This is a genomic window from Pseudomonas sp. McL0111 (genome assembly GCF_052567255.1).
This window is the reverse complement of sequence record NZ_CP199585.1, coordinates 3,159,385-3,176,543: the sequence shown is the minus strand read 5'-3', so window position 1 is coordinate 3,176,543 and position 17,159 is coordinate 3,159,385. Positions and strand designations below refer to the sequence as shown.

At 58.4% G+C, this 17,159-nt stretch carries 16 protein-coding genes, 4 tRNA genes and 1 riboswitch; of the genes, 5 read left to right on the top strand and 15 right to left on the bottom strand.

What is annotated here, in order from left to right; genetic code table 11:
* Positions 1 to 12 precede the first annotated feature (12 nt).
* Together ACTWLJ_RS14515 and ACTWLJ_RS14510 are read left to right on the top strand one after the other, a co-directional pair.
* Complete coding sequence (locus ACTWLJ_RS14515; protein ID WP_445181300.1) at positions 13 to 243, top strand: hypothetical protein; 231 nt, start codon at positions 13 to 15, stop codon at positions 241 to 243.
* Positions 244 to 263: 20 nt separating this feature from the next.
* Positions 264 to 443, top strand: coding sequence for a PA3371 family protein (locus ACTWLJ_RS14510; RefSeq protein WP_401220150.1), 180 nt, complete (start codon positions 264 to 266; stop codon positions 441 to 443).
* Here the strand turns inward: ACTWLJ_RS14510 and phnN are convergent.
* Positions 418 to 987, bottom strand: coding sequence for a phosphonate metabolism protein/1,5-bisphosphokinase (PRPP-forming) PhnN (gene phnN / locus ACTWLJ_RS14505; protein WP_445181299.1), 570 nt, complete (start codon positions 985 to 987; stop codon positions 418 to 420). The genes ACTWLJ_RS14510 and phnN overlap by 26 nt on opposite strands.
* Before the next feature lie 389 nt (positions 988 to 1,376).
* Here phnN and ACTWLJ_RS14500 point away from each other — a divergent pair, with 389 nt between their 5' ends.
* Positions 1,377 to 1,703 carry an Arc family DNA-binding protein gene (locus ACTWLJ_RS14500; protein WP_003178899.1) on the top strand — a complete coding sequence of 109 codons (327 nt, stop codon included), beginning with the start codon at positions 1,377 to 1,379 and terminating at the stop codon, positions 1,701 to 1,703.
* Positions 1,704 to 1,816: 113 nt separating this feature from the next.
* On the opposite strand, the gene mgtE is transcribed toward ACTWLJ_RS14500, so the two are convergent.
* On the bottom strand, positions 1,817 to 3,259 hold the full coding sequence (mgtE, locus tag ACTWLJ_RS14495; RefSeq protein ID WP_445181298.1) for a magnesium transporter: 1,443 nt from the start codon (positions 3,257 to 3,259) through the stop codon (positions 1,817 to 1,819).
* Between the two features lie 320 nt (positions 3,260 to 3,579).
* Between mgtE and ACTWLJ_RS14490 the strand changes: the two genes are divergently transcribed.
* Positions 3,580 to 4,098, top strand: a complete 519-nt coding sequence (locus tag ACTWLJ_RS14490) for a cell envelope protein SmpA (RefSeq protein WP_445181297.1) — start codon at positions 3,580 to 3,582, stop codon at positions 4,096 to 4,098.
* A gap of 19 nt (positions 4,099 to 4,117) precedes the next feature.
* Here ACTWLJ_RS14490 and ACTWLJ_RS14485 read toward each other — a convergent pair.
* From ACTWLJ_RS14485 to ltaE, 8 genes are all read right to left on the bottom strand, one after another.
* A tRNA-Arg gene (locus tag ACTWLJ_RS14485) sits at positions 4,118 to 4,194 on the bottom strand.
* A gap of 72 nt (positions 4,195 to 4,266) precedes the next feature.
* A tRNA-Arg gene (locus tag ACTWLJ_RS14480) sits at positions 4,267 to 4,343 on the bottom strand.
* A gap of 72 nt (positions 4,344 to 4,415) precedes the next feature.
* A tRNA-Arg gene (locus ACTWLJ_RS14475) sits at positions 4,416 to 4,492 on the bottom strand.
* A 107-nt stretch (positions 4,493 to 4,599) separates the two neighbouring features.
* Positions 4,600 to 4,690: transfer RNA gene (locus ACTWLJ_RS14470), tRNA-Ser, on the bottom strand.
* A 62-nt stretch (positions 4,691 to 4,752) separates the two neighbouring features.
* On the bottom strand, positions 4,753 to 4,941 hold the full coding sequence (gene csrA / locus ACTWLJ_RS14465; protein WP_002554426.1) for a carbon storage regulator CsrA: 189 nt from the start codon (positions 4,939 to 4,941) through the stop codon (positions 4,753 to 4,755).
* Positions 4,942 to 5,128: 187 nt separating this feature from the next.
* Positions 5,129 to 6,370, bottom strand: a complete 1,242-nt coding sequence (locus tag ACTWLJ_RS14460; RefSeq protein WP_445181296.1) for an aspartate kinase — start codon at positions 6,368 to 6,370, stop codon at positions 5,129 to 5,131.
* 90 nt (positions 6,371 to 6,460) lie between these two features.
* The gene (alaS, locus tag ACTWLJ_RS14455) at positions 6,461 to 9,079 is read right to left on the bottom strand and encodes an alanine--tRNA ligase (protein ID WP_445181295.1); all 2,619 of its coding nucleotides are present in this window, start codon (positions 9,077 to 9,079) and stop codon (positions 6,461 to 6,463) included.
* Between the two features lie 146 nt (positions 9,080 to 9,225).
* Positions 9,226 to 10,230 carry a low-specificity L-threonine aldolase gene (ltaE, locus tag ACTWLJ_RS14450; protein WP_445181294.1) on the bottom strand — a complete coding sequence of 335 codons (1,005 nt, stop codon included), beginning with the start codon at positions 10,228 to 10,230 and terminating at the stop codon, positions 9,226 to 9,228.
* A 198-nt stretch (positions 10,231 to 10,428) separates the two neighbouring features.
* Positions 10,429 to 10,601, top strand: a riboswitch (FMN riboswitch).
* Between the two features lie 103 nt (positions 10,602 to 10,704).
* On the opposite strand from ltaE, the gene ACTWLJ_RS14445 reads away from it, so the two are divergent.
* The gene (locus tag ACTWLJ_RS14445; RefSeq protein ID WP_445181293.1) at positions 10,705 to 11,214 is read left to right on the top strand and encodes a 6,7-dimethyl-8-ribityllumazine synthase; all 510 of its coding nucleotides are present in this window, start codon (positions 10,705 to 10,707) and stop codon (positions 11,212 to 11,214) included.
* Positions 11,215 to 11,758: 544 nt separating this feature from the next.
* Here the strand turns inward: ACTWLJ_RS14445 and astE are convergent.
* The 5 genes from astE to astA all read right to left on the bottom strand — a co-directional run bounded on the left by astE (position 11,759) and on the right by astA (position 17,131).
* Positions 11,759 to 12,766 (bottom strand): succinylglutamate desuccinylase, encoded by a 1,008-nt coding sequence (gene astE, locus ACTWLJ_RS14440; protein ID WP_445181292.1) that lies wholly within the window; start codon positions 12,764 to 12,766, stop codon positions 11,759 to 11,761.
* A gap of 12 nt (positions 12,767 to 12,778) precedes the next feature.
* Complete coding sequence (locus tag ACTWLJ_RS14435) at positions 12,779 to 13,069, bottom strand: topoisomerase II (protein ID WP_401219775.1); 291 nt, start codon at positions 13,067 to 13,069, stop codon at positions 12,779 to 12,781.
* 57 nt (positions 13,070 to 13,126) lie between these two features.
* Entirely contained in the window at positions 13,127 to 14,473 is a 1,347-nt protein-coding gene (astB, locus tag ACTWLJ_RS14430) for an N-succinylarginine dihydrolase (RefSeq protein ID WP_401219778.1), read from the bottom strand.
* Positions 14,474 to 14,639: 166 nt separating this feature from the next.
* Positions 14,640 to 16,109 (bottom strand): succinylglutamate-semialdehyde dehydrogenase, encoded by a 1,470-nt coding sequence (astD, locus tag ACTWLJ_RS14425; RefSeq protein WP_445181355.1) that lies wholly within the window; start codon positions 16,107 to 16,109, stop codon positions 14,640 to 14,642.
* Complete coding sequence (gene astA, locus ACTWLJ_RS14420; protein ID WP_401219781.1) at positions 16,106 to 17,131, bottom strand: arginine N-succinyltransferase; 1,026 nt, start codon at positions 17,129 to 17,131, stop codon at positions 16,106 to 16,108. Before astA ends, astD begins: the two co-directional genes overlap by 4 nt.
* Positions 17,132 to 17,159 lie beyond the last annotated feature (28 nt).

The following is a 17,159-nucleotide window of genomic DNA, read 5'->3' as shown; positions in this document are numbered from 1 at the left end:
GGAGCACGCCCCATGAACCGCACTCTCTTGCTCGCCAATGCAATCGCCCTCGCGGTTTTGCTGGGGTTTCATTTTGTCCCCGAGAGCAATGAGGCGGTGGCCCAGCGCATGCCGCATTACCTGCAAGTGCAGAAGGCGCCGCAATGGGCGGTATTAAGCGATCAGAGCAGCGCCACCGCCCAGGCCGTCAGTGAGCCTGAGCAAGTGCTGCCAGCGTCCGATAGCGAACGTCTGGTTTTTTGAATCATCTTCAGGAGTACAGCATGTCCAAATCAGCCACGGGATTTCTGATCCTCGCCTTGTTGAGCGGCGCTCTGCATTTTTCGCTGTTCGAGGAAACCGAAGTCACCCTGCCGCTGATTGGCTGTGGCGTATTTGCTGCGTTTTTTGTTTTGGCATTGGTTGCCGGGCGCAGGATCAAGTTTGATCCGGTGCTGCGCTGATTCTGATCCAGTCCAGCAGGTTATTGACGGCGTCAGCCAGGTCGCCCGAATTATCGAGTTGAAAAACAGCCTGGTTGCTTGATCGTCTTTCGGTGAACAGGGCATTGCGGGCAAGCCGCTGGTCAATTTGTTCACGGGTCTCTCGACCTCGCCTGAGCAGCCGCTCACGCAGCACTTCATCCCTGACCGTCAGCAGCACCGGCAATAACGTCGGATAACGCTCCTGAGCTTCGCGCAGATGGCCGCGAGAGCCATTCACCAGTACATGTCGTCCGGATTTCAACCATTGGTCGATTTCTGCTGAGATGCCGTAATCGAGGCCGTTGGCGTGCCAGGCCAAGGCAAACTCCCCCGCCGACTGAAGCCGCTCGAACTCCGCCGGGGTTACCCCAACCGCATCTTCACCTACAGATTCCGCCGAACGGGTGATCACCCGGCGCGCCACTTCGCAGCTCATCAGGTGCAAGCGCTCACGTGCTGCGTCGATCAGGCTGTCTTTGCCAGAGCCGGACGGTCCCATTAAGTAAATAAGCCTGCCATCCATCCTGAAAACGCCCTCCAGAGCGTGTCTGCCCCTAGTAAATCGGCAAATTGCCACTATCCTGTACAGGGTAAGGAACAGAGATCGAAGCCGCATAGCATGCACGTTCTGATGCCTCAAAACATCAGCGGGTGAGCCACGGGACGCGGTCAGATGTACGGACTGAGGCAAAGTTTTCCAACCAGTCCGCATTTCTGATAATTGGTGCTGGCATTACGCCTTTACCCAGCTCAATATTTGTCACAGAATTGACGCCAATGATCTGGCAATTTTGAGGCATGATGCGCGCCTCTTAACAATTCAGGTTGAACCATTTGGCGCGGATGCTTGTCCTAACACACATCTTGCGGCCAATTCCGAGAACCGCTCCCCTGAACTAACCGGTTAAATATATGCGCCCATTGAAACAGGCAATTTATTCCAGCCGTACGGCTGACAAGTTCGTCGTACGTCTGCCAGACGGGATGCGTGAACGCATTGCCGAAGTGGCTCGCAATCATCATCGCAGCATGAACTCCGAGATCATTGCGCGCCTTGAGCAGAGTCTTATTCAGGAAGGCGCACTGGGCGAAGAGCTGAGCATGCGCCTGGACAGCCCTGAGCTGTCGCTGCACGAGCGCGAGTTGTTGCAACGCTTCCGTCAGCTGTCTCACCGTCAGCAGAACGCTCTGGTGTCGCTGATCGCTCACGACGCTGAAATGGCCGCAGACGCCTCCTGATTCAAACGAATATCTCAAGCCAGCAGATTTGCTGGCTTTTTTTTGCGCGGAATTTGCCTTTTTACAGACGAAAAAAAGCCCGCCATTTCGGCGGGCTTTTTCGTGAAGGGCGATCAGAGCAGGAAGATCGTCGCCAACCCCAGGAAGATGAAGAAACCACCGCTGTCGGTCATCGCGGTAATCATCACGCTCGCGCCCATTGCCGGGTCGCGGCCCATCTTGGCCAGAGTCATAGGGATCAACACACCCATCAGCGCTGCGAGCAGCAGGTTCAGGGTCATCGCGGCGGTCATCACCACACCCAGCGACCAACTGCCGTAGAGCAAGTAGGCGACCACACCGATCACCCCACCCCACACCAGACCGTTGATCAGGCCTACGGCCAGCTCCTTACGCATCAAGCGCGAAGTGTTGCCGGTGCTGACCTGATCAAGGGCCATCGCACGCACGATCATGGTGATCGTCTGGTTGCCGGAGTTACCGCCGATACCCGCAACGATCGGCATCAGTGCCGCCAGCGCCACCAACTTCTCGATCGAGCCTTCAAACAGACCGATCACCCGCGAGGCAATGAACGCGGTGATCAGGTTGATCGCCAGCCACGCCCAGCGGTTACGCAGAGACTTCCAGACTGAAGCGAAAATATCTTCCTCTTCACGCAGACCCGCCATGTTGAGAACTTCGTTTTCGCTCTCTTCACGAATCAGGTCGACCATTTCGTCGATGGTCAGACGGCCGATCAGCTTGCCGTTCTTGTCGACGACCGGGGCGGAGATCAAGTCGTAACGCTCGAACGCCTGTGCGGCGTCGTAGGCGTCTTCGTCCGGGTGGAAACTCACCGGATCGCTGGCCATGACTTCGGCAACCTGTTTGTCTGGGTCGTTGACCAGCAAACGCTTGATCGGCAGCACGCCCTTGAGCACGCCGTCGTAATCGACCACGAACAGCTTGTCGGTGTGACCCGGCAGCTCTTTCAGACGGCGCAGGTAACGCAGAACCACTTCAAGGCTGACATCCTCACGGATAGTCACCATCTCGAAGTCCATCAGCGCACCGACCTGCTCCTCGTCATAGGACAGCGCCGAACGCACACGCTCGCGTTGTTGCAGGTCGAGCGTTTCCATCAGCTCATGGACGACGTCTCGCGGCAGCTCGGAAGCCAGGTCAGCAAGTTCGTCGGCATCCATGTCCTTGGCCGCAGCCAGGAGCTCGTGATCGTCCATGTCGGCGATCAGCGTTTCACGAACGGAATCGGATACTTCGAGAAGAATGTCGCCGTCGCGATCAGCCTTGACCAGTTGCCAGAGCGTCAGTCGATCGCTCAGCGGCAAGGCTTCAAGGATGTAGGCAACGTCGGCGGAGTGCAGATCATCGAGTTTGCGTTGCAGCTCGACGAGATTCTGCCGGTGGACCAGGTTTTCCACCCGGTCTTGATTCTGGCCTTCCTGGCGATGAGTCAGGTCTTCGACGACCCGCTGGCGCTGCAGCAACTCAAGGACCTGAGCCAGGCGATCCTGCAGGCTTTCTTGTGTTTTCTTTACTTCGATTTCAGACATAGGCGAACTCCACTCCCAGCAGCGGGGCACGCCGGAAGGATCAATCAGTCAATTCATGATTGGTAAAACGGGGTACTGAGTAACTACTGGGTAAGTCCATGGAGGTATTCCACAAGCCCCGGCGGGGCTGACGGGCGCAATGATACACGCCTGACGGTTTAAAACGTTAAAAAATCACGGCTGAAACAAGCGCTTGCGTGACAAACCTGAGCGCACTCCTGATCCGTGCAAATGCGACGACTCATCCTGAAAAGAAAACACACCAGCGCTGAAAAATGTAGCGGCTACCCTTGAGCATAGATCGTCATGGAGGACGTCGAATGCCATCTCAAGCAGTCATTTTTTTCATCACCGCCCTACTCTGCCTGCCGCGCACCGAGGCCGCGACTGCGATTCACCGCTGCGAAGCTGCCGACGGCGGCATAACGTTCACAACGATGAGCTGCGCGAGCGATGAACGCCTTACACGGCAAGAAGTACGCCCTTATTTTCCGGGATCGGTTGTCGCCGTGATGCCGGAAGCCAATCACGAAGAAACATCCGGTATGAATACCAAAAGGCGCGAGCCGGGCATTGTCGGCTCTCGGGAAGGTAAATGCGCAAATCTGATCGATGCCAGACAACGTCGTGAAGCGATCATCAACCAGCGGATCATTGCCGGGATGGATCAAAGGGATGTCGAAGCTGTTCTGGGCAAGCCAGACAAGGTCAGCATTCGTAATTCGAGCACTGCCTGGCAATACAAACCAAAGCGCGGGCGTAGTGCAGTGGTGAGTTTTGATGAGAGGGGATGCGTGAAAGAAAAAGCCAAATCCCGGACAGCAAAAAGCCCGCGATAAACGCGGGCTTTTCGGTATATGGTGCACTCGACAGGATTCGAACCTGTGACCGCTCGGTTCGTAGCCGAGTACTCTATCCAGCTGAGCTACGAGTGCATTTTGTGTTTTTAGACCAGATCACAACTGGTTGAAGCCGAGTTACCTGCATTGCTGCAAATATCTCTTAAATGGTGCACTCGACAGGATTCGAACCTGTGACCGCTCGGTTCGTAGCCGAGTACTCTATCCAGCTGAGCTACGAGTGCATTTTGTGTTTTTAGACCAGATCACAACTGGTTGAAGCCAAGTTACTTACATTGCTGTAAGTGACTCTTAAATGGTGCACTCGACAGGATTCGAACCTGTGACCGCTCGGTTCGTAGCCGAGTACTCTATCCAGCTGAGCTACGAGTGCATTTGTTGCGCCGCATTATAGCCCGTCTAATCTCTATTCCAACCACTTTTTCTAATAAATTCAACAACTTACAGAAAAAGCCAGATTACGACGTACTAAGCAAATAATGGCGGAGAACGGGGGATTCGAACCCCCGACACCCTTTTGAGGTGTACTCCCTTAGCAGGGGAGCGCCTTCGGCCACTCGGCCAGCTCTCCGCAACACGGGGCGTATCTTAACCAACCTTTTCCCCGTTTGCAAACATAAAAATCGATAAAAATTAATGGCTTGGTTCTTCGTCCTTCTCTTTCTTTATACGCAGGTAAATTTCCTCACGGTGCACGGCAACCTCTTTCGGAGCGTTCACCCCGATACGCACTTGGTTTCCTTTAACGCCGAGCACGGTCACGGTGATTTCGCCATCACCGATAATCAGGCTTTCTGCGCATCGACGAGTCAGAATCAGCATACCTTTCTCCTTACGCAATTCAGTTCAGGGACAACAGTCTGCAAAAAAAAGGCACCCGACCTACAACCGGAGCGATCGTAGCCCTACATGCCTGAGTATTGACCAGCGCGAGCAAAAGAACAGTTCAGGGCTCGCGCCATTCAAAAAATAAAGGGCGCGGTCAGACCGCGCCCTTCTTGTCAGCGGATTACTCGCCCTGACGGGCAGGCGCATCCAGTTCGAAAGCCGTGTGCAGGGCGCGCACAGCCAGTTCCAGGTATTTCTCTTCGATCACTACGGAAACCTTGATTTCCGAAGTCGAGATCATCTGGATGTTGATGCTTTCCTTGGCCAGCGATTCGAACATGCGGCTGGCAACGCCTGCGTGGGAACGCATGCCGACGCCGACGATCGAGACCTTGGCAATCTTGGTGTCGCCAACGACTTCACGGGCACCGATCTCGCGAGCGGTGTTTTCCAGCACGGTCTGTGCGGCCTGATAGTCATTGCGGTGTACGGTGAAGGTGAAGTCGGTGGTGTTATCGTGCGCAACGTTCTGCACGATCATGTCGACTTCGATGTTCGCGGCACTGATCGGGCCGAGAATCTTGAACGCCACACCCGGGGTGTCTGGCACGCCACGGATGGTCAGCTTGGCTTCATCGCGGTTGAAAGCGATGCCGGAAATGATCGGCTGTTCCATGGTTTCCTCTTCATCAATAGTAATGAGGGTGCCCGGACCCTCCTTGAAGCTGTGCAGTACGCGCAGCGGAACGTTGTACTTGCCGGCGAATTCCACCGCACGGATCTGCAACACCTTCGATCCGAGGCTGGCCATTTCCAGCATCTCTTCAAAGGTGATCTTGTCTAGACGCTGAGCCACGGATACCACGCGCGGGTCGGTGGTGTAGACACCGTCGACGTCGGTGTAGATCTGGCATTCGTCAGCTTTCAGCGCTGCGGCCAGCGCCACGCCGGTAGTGTCGGAACCGCCACGACCGAGGGTGGTGATGTTGCCGTGCTCGTCGACGCCCTGGAAACCGGCGACAACCACTACGCGACCGGCCTTCAGATCACCGCGAATCTTCTGGTCATCAATCTGCAAGATACGCGCTTTATTGTGCGCGCTGTCCGTCAGAATCCGCACCTGATTGCCGGTGTACGACACTGCCGGCACGCCACGCTTGATCAGCGCCATGGCCAACAGGGCAATCGTCACCTGCTCACCAGTGGAAACAATCACGTCCAGCTCACGTGGAACCGGTTGCTCGTCGCCACTGATTTGCTTGGCCAGATCGATCAGACGGTTGGTTTCGCCGCTCATTGCAGACAGCACGACCACCAGGTCATCGCCGGCATCGCGGAATTTCTTAACCTTGTCGGCGACCTGCTCGATTCTCTCGACAGTGCCGACTGAGGTGCCTCCAAATTTCTGTACGATCAAAGCCATTTCAAAGCCGCCTCTGCCCATGAAGGGCGCGCAATAATCACTCAAACAGCCGTCGCGCCGGCCACTAGACTGCGGGCGCGACGGACTGCCTTATAAACCCTGCTCTACAAATGGGACGGTCAGCGCCAATGCGCCATCCAGTGCGCCGGCGTCGACACCGCCGCCCTGCGCCATGTCCGGACGACCACCGCCCTTCCCGCCCACTGCCGCAGCAGCCTGCTTCATCAAATCACCGGCTTTGAGTTGGCCAGTCAGGTCCTTGGTCACGCCTGCAACCAGTACGACCTTTTCCTCATGGACACCGCCGAGCAGGATCACTGCGCGGCCGAGTTTGTTTTTCAGTTGATCGACCAGCGCCAGCAGCGCCTTGCCGTCCTGACCATCCAGACGAGCGGCCAGAACCTTCACGCCTTTGACGTCCAGTGCCGAGGCCGACAGATCGTCGCCCGCAGCGCTGGCAGCCTTGGCTTGCAACTGCTCGAGTTGCTTCTCCAGCAGACGATTGCGCTCCAGCACAGCCGACAGCTTGTCGATCAGGTTGTCGCGGCTGCCTTTGACCAGGCTGGCCGCTTCCTTGAGTTGTTCTTCCGCAGCGTTCAAGTAAGCCAGAGCCGCAGCGCCGGTGACGGCTTCGATACGACGCACGCCCGATGCCACACCGCCTTCGCTGATGATTTTCAGCAGGCCGATGTCGCCGGTACGGTTGGCGTGGATACCGCCACACAGCTCGACGGAGAAATCACCGCCCATGCTCAGCACGCGCACATTGTCGCCGTACTTCTCGCCGAACAGAGCCATCGCGCCTTTGTTCTTGGCGGTTTCGATGTCGGTCTCTTCGGTTTCAACAGCGGAGTTCTTGCGAATCTCGGCGTTGACGATGTCTTCCAGCGCTTTGATCTGCTCAGGCTTGATCGCTTCAAAGTGGCTGAAGTCGAAACGCAGACGCTGACTGTCGACCAACGAACCTTTCTGCTGGACGTGTTCGCCCAGCACTTGGCGCAATGCTGCGTGCAGCAAGTGCGTGGCCGAGTGATTCAGCGATGTCGCGTGACGCACTTCGGCATCCACATGAGCTTCCACCGGGGCCGCGACGGTCAGACTGCCCGAAGCCAGCACGCCGTGGTGCAGGAATGCGCCGCCGGTCTTGGTGGTGTCGCGCACGTCGAAACGCGCGTTGCCTGCCTGAAGGAAACCGCAATCGCCGATCTGGCCGCCGGATTCAGCGTAGAACGGCGTTTGATTCAGAACGATCACCGCCTCTTCGCCTTCATTCAAGACGTCGACCGACTGGCCATCTTTATAGATTGCGACAATTTTTGCCGAACCGCTGGTGGCTTTGTAACCGGTGAACTCGGTGGCCACGTCAACCTTGACCAGAGTGTTGTAGTCCAGACCGAACGAACTGGCCGAACGCGCACGAACGCGCTGGGCTTCCATTTCACGTTCGAAACCGACTTCATCAACAGTCAGGCCGCGTTCGCGAGCGATGTCAGCGGTCAGGTCCATCGGGAAACCGTAGGTGTCATACAGCTTGAACACCACGTCGCCCGGCACCACGGTGCCTTTGAGGTCGAGCAGATCCTGTTCAAGAATCTTCAGGCCGTGCTCCAGCGTCTTGGAGAACTGCTCTTCTTCAGCCTTGAGCACGCGCTCGATGTTGGCTTGTTGTTGCTTGAGTTCCGGGAAGGCTTCGCCCATCTCGGCAACCAGCGCGGCAACGATCTTGTAGAAGAAGCTGCCGGTCGCGCCCAGCTTGTTGCCATGACGGCAGGCACGACGAATGATCCGGCGCAGTACGTAACCGCGACCTTCGTTGGACGGCAGCACGCCATCGGCAATCAGGAAGCCGCAAGAACGGATGTGGTCAGACACAACCTTGAGCGACGACTGATCGCCATTCTCGCAACCGATTGCTTCGGCCGAAGCGCTCAGCAGGTTCTTGAACAGGTCGATGTCATAGTTGGAATTGACGTGCTGCATCACCGCACTGATCCGCTCCAGGCCCATGCCGGTATCCACCGACGGCGCTGGCAACGGATGCAACACGCCATCGGCGGTGCGGTTGAACTGCATGAACACGTTGTTCCAGATCTCGATGTAACGGTCGCCATCTTCTTCCGGCGAACCCGGTGGGCCGCCCCAGATGTGGTCGCCGTGATCGTAGAAAATCTCGGTGCACGGACCGCACGGGCCGGTATCGCCCATGGTCCAGAAGTTGTCGGAGGCGTATGGCGCGCCCTTGTTGTCGCCGATGCGAATCATGCGCTCGACCGGTACACCGACCTGTTTGGTCCAGATGTCATACGCTTCGTCATCGGAGGCGTAGACAGTGACCCAGAGTTTTTCCTTCGGCAGTTTCAGAACGCCGGTCAGGAAGGTCCAGGCAAAGGTGATGGCGTCGTGCTTGAAATAGTCACCGAAGCTGAAGTTGCCCAGCATTTCGAAGAACGTGTGGTGACGAGCGGTATAACCAACGTTTTCCAGGTCACTGTTCTTGCCACCGGCACGCACGCATTTCTGGCTGCTGGTCGCACGGGTGTACGCACGTTTTTCCTGGCCCAGGAAGCAGTCCTTGAACTGGTTCATCCCCGCGTTGGTGAACAGCAGGGTTGGGTCGTTGCCCGGAATCAAAGAGCTGGAGGCTACACGGGTGTGGCCTTGCTCTTCGAAGAAGCGAAGGAAGGCTTCACGGATTTCTGCGCTTTTCATTAGGTTCTTCCACGGAGGCTGCGGCCAAAGGCCTGTGCGAAACGTCAACAGACGAAGCGACGGCAAAGGGCCGCATTATATCGGCCCTGCGCGCGGGGTACAGCGTGTTTATACGATAGAAACGGTCAATTGGACGGCTAACGCTGTCACTTGCGCGAAAACTCGACGAATGTCGCGATCACTTGCTCGATTTGCGAGCGATTGACGTCCATGTGCGTGACCATGCGCAGACGAGCGGCGGCACTGAGCTTGATCCCGCGTTCAGCGGCGAACGCCTTGATCGCTTCGGCCTGGTCACCCATCTGCACGTAAACCATGTTGGTCTGCACTGGCTCGACGGTAAAACCTGCGCCGCGCAGGCCTTCGGCCAGAAACGCTGCGTTGGCGTGGTCATCCGCCAGACGCTCGACGTTGTGCTCCAGCGCATACAGCCCCGCCGCTGCCAGCAATCCAGCCTGACGCATGCCGCCACCGACCATTTTGCGTAGACGTCGGGCCTTGCCGATCAGCTCGACCGAACCGCACAGCACCGAACCGACCGGCGCGCCGAGCCCTTTGGACAGACAAACGGAAACCGAATCGAAATACTGGGTGATTTCCCGCGCATCGACACCGAGCTTGACCGAAGCGTTGTACAAACGCGCGCCGTCGAGATGCAATTGCAAGCCATTGTCCTGGGTAAAACGACGCGCCCGCGCCAGATATTCCAGCGGCAGCACTTTGCCTTGCATGGTGTTTTCCAGCGCCAGCAGACGGGTGCGGGCGAAGTGGAAGTCATCGGGCTTAATCGCCGCGGCGACCTGATCGAGATCCAGCGAGCCATCGGCCTGCACTTCCAGCGGCTGCGGCTGGATCGAACCGAGCACCGCCGCGCCTCCGCCTTCGTACTTGTAGGTGTGCGCCTGCTGACCGACGATGTACTCGTCACCGCGTTCGCAGTGCGCCATCAGGCCCAGCAGGTTGCTCATGGTGCCGGTCGGCACGAACAGCGCTGCGGCGAAGCCCAGCCGTTTGGCCAGCTCAGCTTCCAGACGAATGACCGTCGGATCTTCGCCATACACATCGTCACCGGTGGCGGCACTGGTCATTGCGTCGAGCATGGCGGTCGATGGTTGGGTGACGGTGTCGCTGCGAAGATCGATAACGCTCATGAACCTGGCCTCAAGTCAGCAGGGGAATTCCCTTTACGAAGGTGAATTACTGCGGTCATGGCGACGATTAATCAACCCTTGGCGCAGGAATTCTCCTCGCAAGCGTTCAAAAAACTTGATGGCAATCATCAGAAAGGCGCAATGCATCGCCCGCCAATCTGTGATAAAAACGCTGCGCCGCCCGAGAAAGGGCGGCAAAAACGTTCTCAGGGCGGGGTGCAACTCCCCACCGGCGGTAATTGCGCGCAATGCGCATAGCCCGCGAGCGCTTGGCGACGGACACGGCATTTTGCGGTGCACGACGGCAAGGTCAGCAGACCCGGTGCGATCCCGGGGCCGACGGTCATAGTCCGGATGAAGAGAGAACGGGATTAACGCCAAAGGATCGTCCGCAGGCATGCGTGCCAGCGTGCGTACCCTTGAATCCCCTTCGATTCATAACGCCCTGTTTTTCACACAAACAGGAGTCAGAACATGCAACCCACCGCTATCGACAGCAAGACCAAACACCATCAGGGCGAGCGCGTTGCGTTCATCCAGGCCTGCTGGCACAAGGAAATCGTCGACCAGAGCCGTAAAGGCTTCATCGCCGAAATGATTGCCCAGGGCTATCAGGAATCGGACATCGACTGCTTTGAAGTCGGCGGCGCCTTTGAAATGCCCCTGCACGCCAAGCTACTGGCCAAGACCGGCCGTTATGCCGGCATCGTTGCGGCAGCCCTGGTCGTGGACGGCGGCATCTATCGTCACGAGTTCGTCGCCCAGTCAGTGGTCAGCGGCCTGATGCAGGTGCAACTGGAAACCGAAGTGCCGGTGTTCTCGGTGTCTCTGACCCCGCATCACTTCCATTCCGGCGAAGAACATCAGAAGTTCTTCTATGAGCACTTTGTGCACAAGGGTCAGGAAGCGGCAAAAACCTGTGCTGACACCTTGCAGAAGATCCGTGCCCTGCGCCGTACCGAGCCGCGTGCTGTAGCGGTCTGATCCAGACTTGAACTGAGTGAAGTCTGGAATTTCACTCAGCTCACTGTGGGAGCGAGCCTGCTGGCGATGGCGTCGTATCAGTCGACATTTAAACTGACTGACACATCGCAATCGCCAGCAGGCTAGCTCCCACAGTGGTTTTATATCGACCTCAGGCGAGGTGCGGTGGTCGGCACGATCAGGATGCCTGCCCGCAGACGGATCGCTGCTGCAGCGGTCCAAACAACGGACAAACTGTGGGAGCCAGCCTGCTGGCGATGGCGTCGTATCAGTCGACATTTAAACTGACTGACACATCGCAATCGCCAGCAGGCTAGCTCCCACAGTGGTTTTATATCGACCTCAGGCGAGGTGCGGTGGTCGGCACGATCAGGATGCCTGCCCGCAGACGGATCGCTGCTGCAGCGGTCCAAACAACGGACAAACTGTGGGAGCCAGCCTGCTGGCGATGGCGTCGTATCAGTCGACATTTAAACTGACTGACACATCGCAATCGCCAGCAGGCTAGCTCCCACAGTGGTTTTATATCGACCTTGCGACTGGGTCAGGCGAGGTGTTCGTCGGTGGTCGGCACGATCAGGATGCCCGCCCGCAGGCCGTTCTTGACCTTGGGATTGGGGAAGATGATTCGTGCGCCCTTCTCTTCGATGATCCAGCGGGTATTGGCCAGATCTTCGGCCAGCACATAACCCACATCCAGCTCCGAGAAGTTTTCGATGTCCGCCGGCAGGTTCAGGCGGAAGGCATCGCTGTGCTTGATGATCTCGCGCGCCACACTGAACAGTTGCAAACCGTCCAGGCCTTCTGCCGTTTCCGGCTCGGTGCCTTCGATGATCTGCTTCAGACGGGTTTCCAGCCGCGATACATCAACCCCTTCGTTCTGCCCGAACGGCCGCGCCTTGCCCAGTTCCAGAGTAAAGGACTCGGCACTGAGTTTGTCGTAGGTGTACGAGCTGAACACGATGGACGGCTTGTTCTGCAACAGCACCGCTTCCATGCCGGCGGCGCGCAGACGGATCAGCTCCCGGCGCGAATGCTGGCGACCTTCCTTCCACGGATACAGGGCGAACTGTTCGATCTTCGAGCCACGAATCGCGGTGTGCAGGTCATAGTGCAGGCGCTGACGATCCGGCAGGTTGAAGAAACTCGCCGCCAGACGCTCAAGCTCACAGGCGCGCAGCGCTTCGAAGCCACTGCTTTGTTCGTGACGGCCGTTGAACAGCCGATTGACGTCCTGCTCGATGAAACGCTCGCCCTTGCGAATCGCTTCCGGATTGCCGAACAGGAACAGAATGCGTGCACGCGGTTTCAGATCACCACGGGCGATGTCGTGCAACAGCCGATCAAGCAACTCGATCGGCGCTGTTTCATTGCCATGAATCCCTGCCGACAGCAGCAGATCCAGGCCATTGTCGCGAGCTTCGGGAGGCCGGACTTCCAGCGCCCCCTCGCTCAACCAGCGCATGCGCACGCCTTCGACAGTCAGTTGAGTCTTCTCCGCCGGTTCGCGGCCGGCGAGGGTCAGTTCAAGCAGTTTGCCGAGGGCGAGCATAGAGCGGTTTCCTTAGTGATCGTGGTTGCAATCCGGACCGTGTACGTGGTCTTCGTCGTCACCGACTTCGGCCGGTTCCATTTCCAGTTGCAGGCTTACCAGATTAGTCGCCAGCGGACGCAGCAGCAGATTGGCGTATTCAGCATCGCCTTCCTCGACGTCTACGCCGATCAGCAACTGGCCACGGCCGTCTTGCTGAATCCACAGCTCTTTGCCTTGCCACATGACCGCAACGCGGGTGCACGTGGTTTGCAGTTGCGTGCCGTCGGTGTCTTCAAGGATCAGCTGCAGGGAATCGCTCATGTTTTTACTCTCTTGGGGAGACAAGCCGCGCGCCGCGTTCAGGCGACGCGCCGGCCATCAATTGATCTGGAATGGATAAACCGCGCCCAGTTTAAGGATTTGCGTCAGTTCATCCAGTGCCGTCCGGCATTCAAGCAGCAATTGCGGGTCCGCCAGATCGGTTTCGCTCAGGCGGTCGCGGTAGTGCTTTTCAACCCATGCGGTCAACGAACCGTACAACGGTGCCGTCATGATAACCCCTGGATTGACCGCCGCCAGTTCGGTTTCGTTGAGTGCGACGCGAAGTCTCAGGCAAGCCGGGCCACCGCCGTTCTGCATGCTTTGCTTGAGGTCGAAGACCTTCACTTCGCGAATCAGCCCGCCGGAGCTGGTCAAACCTTGCAGGTAGTTCCAGACGCGCTCATTGCCACGGCACTCTTCCGGCACAATCAACAGCATCGAGCCGTCAGGACGCGACAGAAGCTGGCTGTTGAACAGGTAGGAGCGAACCGCGTCATCCACGGTTACGGCGGAACGCGGAACACACACCGACTGAAAATTCCCACCGACTTTGGCGAGTTTGCCCTGCAACTCGGCCAGCATCTGTTCGGTGTCGAGGAACGCGTCCTCGTGATAGAACAACACTTCGCCATTGCCCACAGCGATCACATCGTTGTGGAACACACCCTGGTCGATCACGCCCGGATTCTGTTGGGCATAGACCACGCCTTCGTCACGCAGACCGTGCAAACGCGCAACGGCTTGCGAAGCCTCGAGAGTCTGGCGCGCCGGGTATTTCTGCGGTGCCGGGTAACGGGTATCAAAGGCACTGCGACCGAACACGAAAAACTCGACACCCGCCTCGCCGTACTCACGGCAGAAACGCGTGTGGTTGGCCGCGCCTTCGTCGCCGAACTGCGCCACCGCCGGCAACGCGGCGTGATGGGCGAAGTGCTGCTGATTGGCGAACATCGCCCCCAACACGCGACTGGTCGTCGGGTGCTCGATGCTGCGGTGATATTTGCAGTTGAGGTTGGCGGCAGTGAAATGCACGCGACCATCGGCGGTGTCAGCGCTCGGGCTGACCGTGGCGGCGTTGGCCACCCACATGCTCGATGCCGAGCAGCTGGCGACCAGCAGCGGCATGGCTTCTTTGGCGGCGCGCTCGATCACTTGAGCGTCGCTGCCACCGAAACCCAGACGGCGCAATGCGGCTACGTCCGGGCGTTCCTGCGGCGCCAATACGCCTTGCTGAAAGCCCATTTCCATCAGCGCTTTCATTTTCGCCAGACCTTGCAGCGCCGCTTCCTTCGGATTCGAGGATTGCTGGCTGTTGCTCTGGGACGCAACGTTGCCGTAGGACAGACCACCGTAGTTATGGGTCGGCCCCACTAGACCGTCAAAATTGACTTCATAGGATTTCATCAGCGAGGCTCCACGAGAATCTGTTGTTATAGGCTTCAGTAACTAACTGTTCAGTGCGACTGCGGTGCGGCCATCGCTGGCAAGCCAGCTCCCACAGTTTCAGTGGCGTTCACAGATTTTGTGGACGACGCACCCTTGTGGGAGCTGGCTTGCCAGCGATTGGGCGTTACGCCATTTTCACGCCGGGCGTGAGGGTCGCAGGCAATGTCAGGCTCGGGGTTTCCAGCGACGCCACCGGGTACGCGCAGTAATCCGCCGCGTAATAGGCACTGGCGCGATGGTTACCCGAAGCTCCAACCCCACCGAACGGCGCGCTGCTCGCAGCACCCGTCAGTTGTTTGTTCCAGTTGACGATACCGGCACGACTTTCCAGCCAGAATTGCTGATAACGATCTTCGGAATCCGACAGCAAACCAGCCGCCAGCCCATAAGCCGTGTCGTTGGCTTCGGCGATGGCCGCTGCGAAATCGGCGTAGCGAATCACTTGCAGCAACGGACCGAACAGTTCTTCGTCCGGACGCTCGGCGACTGCGGTCACGTCGATAATCCCCGGCGTCAGCAACGCGGCCTGAGCCTGTGGCTGCGTCATTTCCAGCAGCGAAACCCCGCCGTTGGCCAGCAGATGTGCCTGGGCATCGATCAGCGCTTTGGCCGCGCCGAGGGAAATCACCGAGCCCATGAACGGCGCTGGTTGCTGGTCGAAGGCACCGACTTCAATCGTCGAGCTGACTTCAACCAGACGCTTGAGCAGGCTGTCGCCCCACGCACCTTGCGGCACCAGCAGACGGCGCGCGCACGTGCAGCGCTGACCGGCGGAAATGAATGCCGACTGAATGATCGTGTAAACCGCTGCATCCAGATCCGCGACCTGATCGACCACCAGCGGATTGTTGCCACCCATTTCCAGCGCCAGAATCTTGTCCGGACGCCCGGCGAATTGCTGATGCAGATGGTTGCCTGTGCGGCTCGAACCGGTGAAGAACAGGCCGTCGATGCCCGGATTCGCCGCCAGGGCGATCCCGGTTTCGCGGGCGCCTTGCAGCAGATTGAGCACGCCGGCCGGCAGACCGGCTTCGATCCAGCACTTGACCGTCAGCTCGGCAACTTTCGGGGTCAGTTCGCTTGGTTTGAACAGCACGCTGTTACCGGCCAGCAGCGCCGGAACGATATGACCGTTCGGCAAGTGGCCCGGGAAGTTGTAAGGGCCGAACACGGCAACCACGCCGTGCGGCTTGTGGCGCAGAACGGCAGTGGCGTCGCCCAGTGGGCCGCTCTTCTCGCCGGTACGCTCACGGTAGCTCTGTACCGAAATCGCGATCTTGTTGATCATGCTGGTGACTTCGGTCGCGGATTCCCACAGCGGCTTGCCGGTTTCCTCGCCGATGGTGCGCGCCAGTTCATCGGCGTGATTTTTCAGCGACGCGGCGAAAGCTTCAAGCACGCTGATACGCTCTTCCAGCGTGCGACGAGCCCAGTCCGGAAATGCCTGACGCGCAGCCTGCACCGCCGACTCGACCTGAGCGGCAGTAGCGCCCTCCCCCGACCACAGCACTTGCTGGGTCACCGGGTTCAGCGATTGAAAAGCTTCGCCCTGACCGGCCAGCCATTCACCTGCGATGTATAGCGAATTCATTATTTCGACTCCCGTGCAGCGGACAACGCCACAGCGCGCACTTGATCGCCAGCGTTGAGTTGAAGACGTTTGGCGGTCTGTGGATCGACCACCAGCGTGCCAGCGGCCAGACGTGCTGGAGCGGCGGTGATGCGGCAGTCTTCGCGCTTGCGGTTATGGATGATGAACGGCGTGGCGTCGTCGCCCGGCGTGCCGATGGCCAACACCAGCGCTTCGCTGTCACGCACCGCGCGGATCTTGCCGGTCTCGCTCTCGATGGCCGGACCGGCGTCGAAGATGTCGACGTAGCCTTGATAGCTGAAGCCTTCGCCCTTGAGCATCGCCAGCGCCGGCTCGGTGTCCGGATGAACCTGGCCGATCACGCTGCGTGCATCTTCCGAGAGGAAGCAGGTGTACAGCGGGAATTTCGGCATCAGCTCGGCAATGAACGCCTTGTTGCCGACACCGGTGAGGTAATCCGCCTGGCTGAATTCCATCTTGAAGAAATGGCGGCCCAGACTTTCCCAGAACGGCGAACGACCCGCGTCATCCGACACACCGCGCATCTCGGCGATGATCTTGTTGCCAAACAGCTCAGGAAACTCGGCGATGAACAACATCCGTGCCTTAGAGAGCATGCGGCCATTGAGGCCTGTGCGGTAATCGGCGTGCAGGAACAGCGAGCACAACTCGGAATTACCGGTCAGGTCGTTGGCCAGGAACAGCGTCGGAATCTCGCGATAGATGTTCAGCTCTTGCGAAGCGCTGACCGTCAGACCGACACGGAAGTTGTACCAGGGCTCACGCATACCGACCGCGCCGGCGATGGCAGAAATCCCCACCACGCGGCCATCGTCATCTTCAAGCACGAACAGGTAGTCCGCATCGCCACGGCCAGCTTCGCCGCGAAAGGTCTTTTCGGCCCAGCCGACCCGATGGGCCAGGCGCTCTTCGTTGGCCGGCAAAGTAGTGAGGCCGGTGCCAGTGCTGCGGGCCAGGTCGATCAGAGCGGATAAATCGCTGCTGCGTACGGGACGAACAATCATGCTATCTCCTCAAACGGGCCGCTTGCGC

Bases quoted from the DNA above. Each gene is read 5' to 3' on its own strand.
- ACTWLJ_RS14515 (WP_445181300.1), top strand. From the start codon at position 13: ATGAACCGCACTCTCTTGCTCGCCAATGCAATCGCCCTCGCGGTTTTG.
- ACTWLJ_RS14510 (WP_401220150.1), top strand. From the start codon at position 264: ATGTCCAAATCAGCCACGGGATTTCTGATCCTCGCCTTGTTGAGCGGC.
- phnN (WP_445181299.1), bottom strand. From the start codon at position 987: ATGGATGGCAGGCTTATTTACTTAATGGGACCGTCCGGCTCTGGCAAA.
- ACTWLJ_RS14500 (WP_003178899.1), top strand. From the start codon at position 1,377: ATGCGCCCATTGAAACAGGCAATTTATTCCAGCCGTACGGCTGACAAG.
- mgtE (WP_445181298.1), bottom strand. From the start codon at position 3,259: ATGTCTGAAATCGAAGTAAAGAAAACACAAGAAAGCCTGCAGGATCGC.
- ACTWLJ_RS14490 (WP_445181297.1), top strand. From the start codon at position 3,580: ATGCCATCTCAAGCAGTCATTTTTTTCATCACCGCCCTACTCTGCCTG.
- csrA (WP_002554426.1), bottom strand. From the start codon at position 4,941: ATGCTGATTCTGACTCGTCGATGCGCAGAAAGCCTGATTATCGGTGAT.
- ACTWLJ_RS14460 (WP_445181296.1), bottom strand. From the start codon at position 6,370: ATGGCTTTGATCGTACAGAAATTTGGAGGCACCTCAGTCGGCACTGTC.
- alaS (WP_445181295.1), bottom strand. From the start codon at position 9,079: ATGAAAAGCGCAGAAATCCGTGAAGCCTTCCTTCGCTTCTTCGAAGAG.
- ltaE (WP_445181294.1), bottom strand. From the start codon at position 10,230: ATGAGCGTTATCGATCTTCGCAGCGACACCGTCACCCAACCATCGACC.
- ACTWLJ_RS14445 (WP_445181293.1), top strand. From the start codon at position 10,705: ATGCAACCCACCGCTATCGACAGCAAGACCAAACACCATCAGGGCGAG.
- astE (WP_445181292.1), bottom strand. From the start codon at position 12,766: ATGCTCGCCCTCGGCAAACTGCTTGAACTGACCCTCGCCGGCCGCGAA.
- ACTWLJ_RS14435 (WP_401219775.1), bottom strand. From the start codon at position 13,069: ATGAGCGATTCCCTGCAGCTGATCCTTGAAGACACCGACGGCACGCAA.
- astB (WP_401219778.1), bottom strand. From the start codon at position 14,473: ATGAAATCCTATGAAGTCAATTTTGACGGTCTAGTGGGGCCGACCCAT.
- astA (WP_401219781.1), bottom strand. From the start codon at position 17,131: ATGATTGTTCGTCCCGTACGCAGCAGCGATTTATCCGCTCTGATCGAC.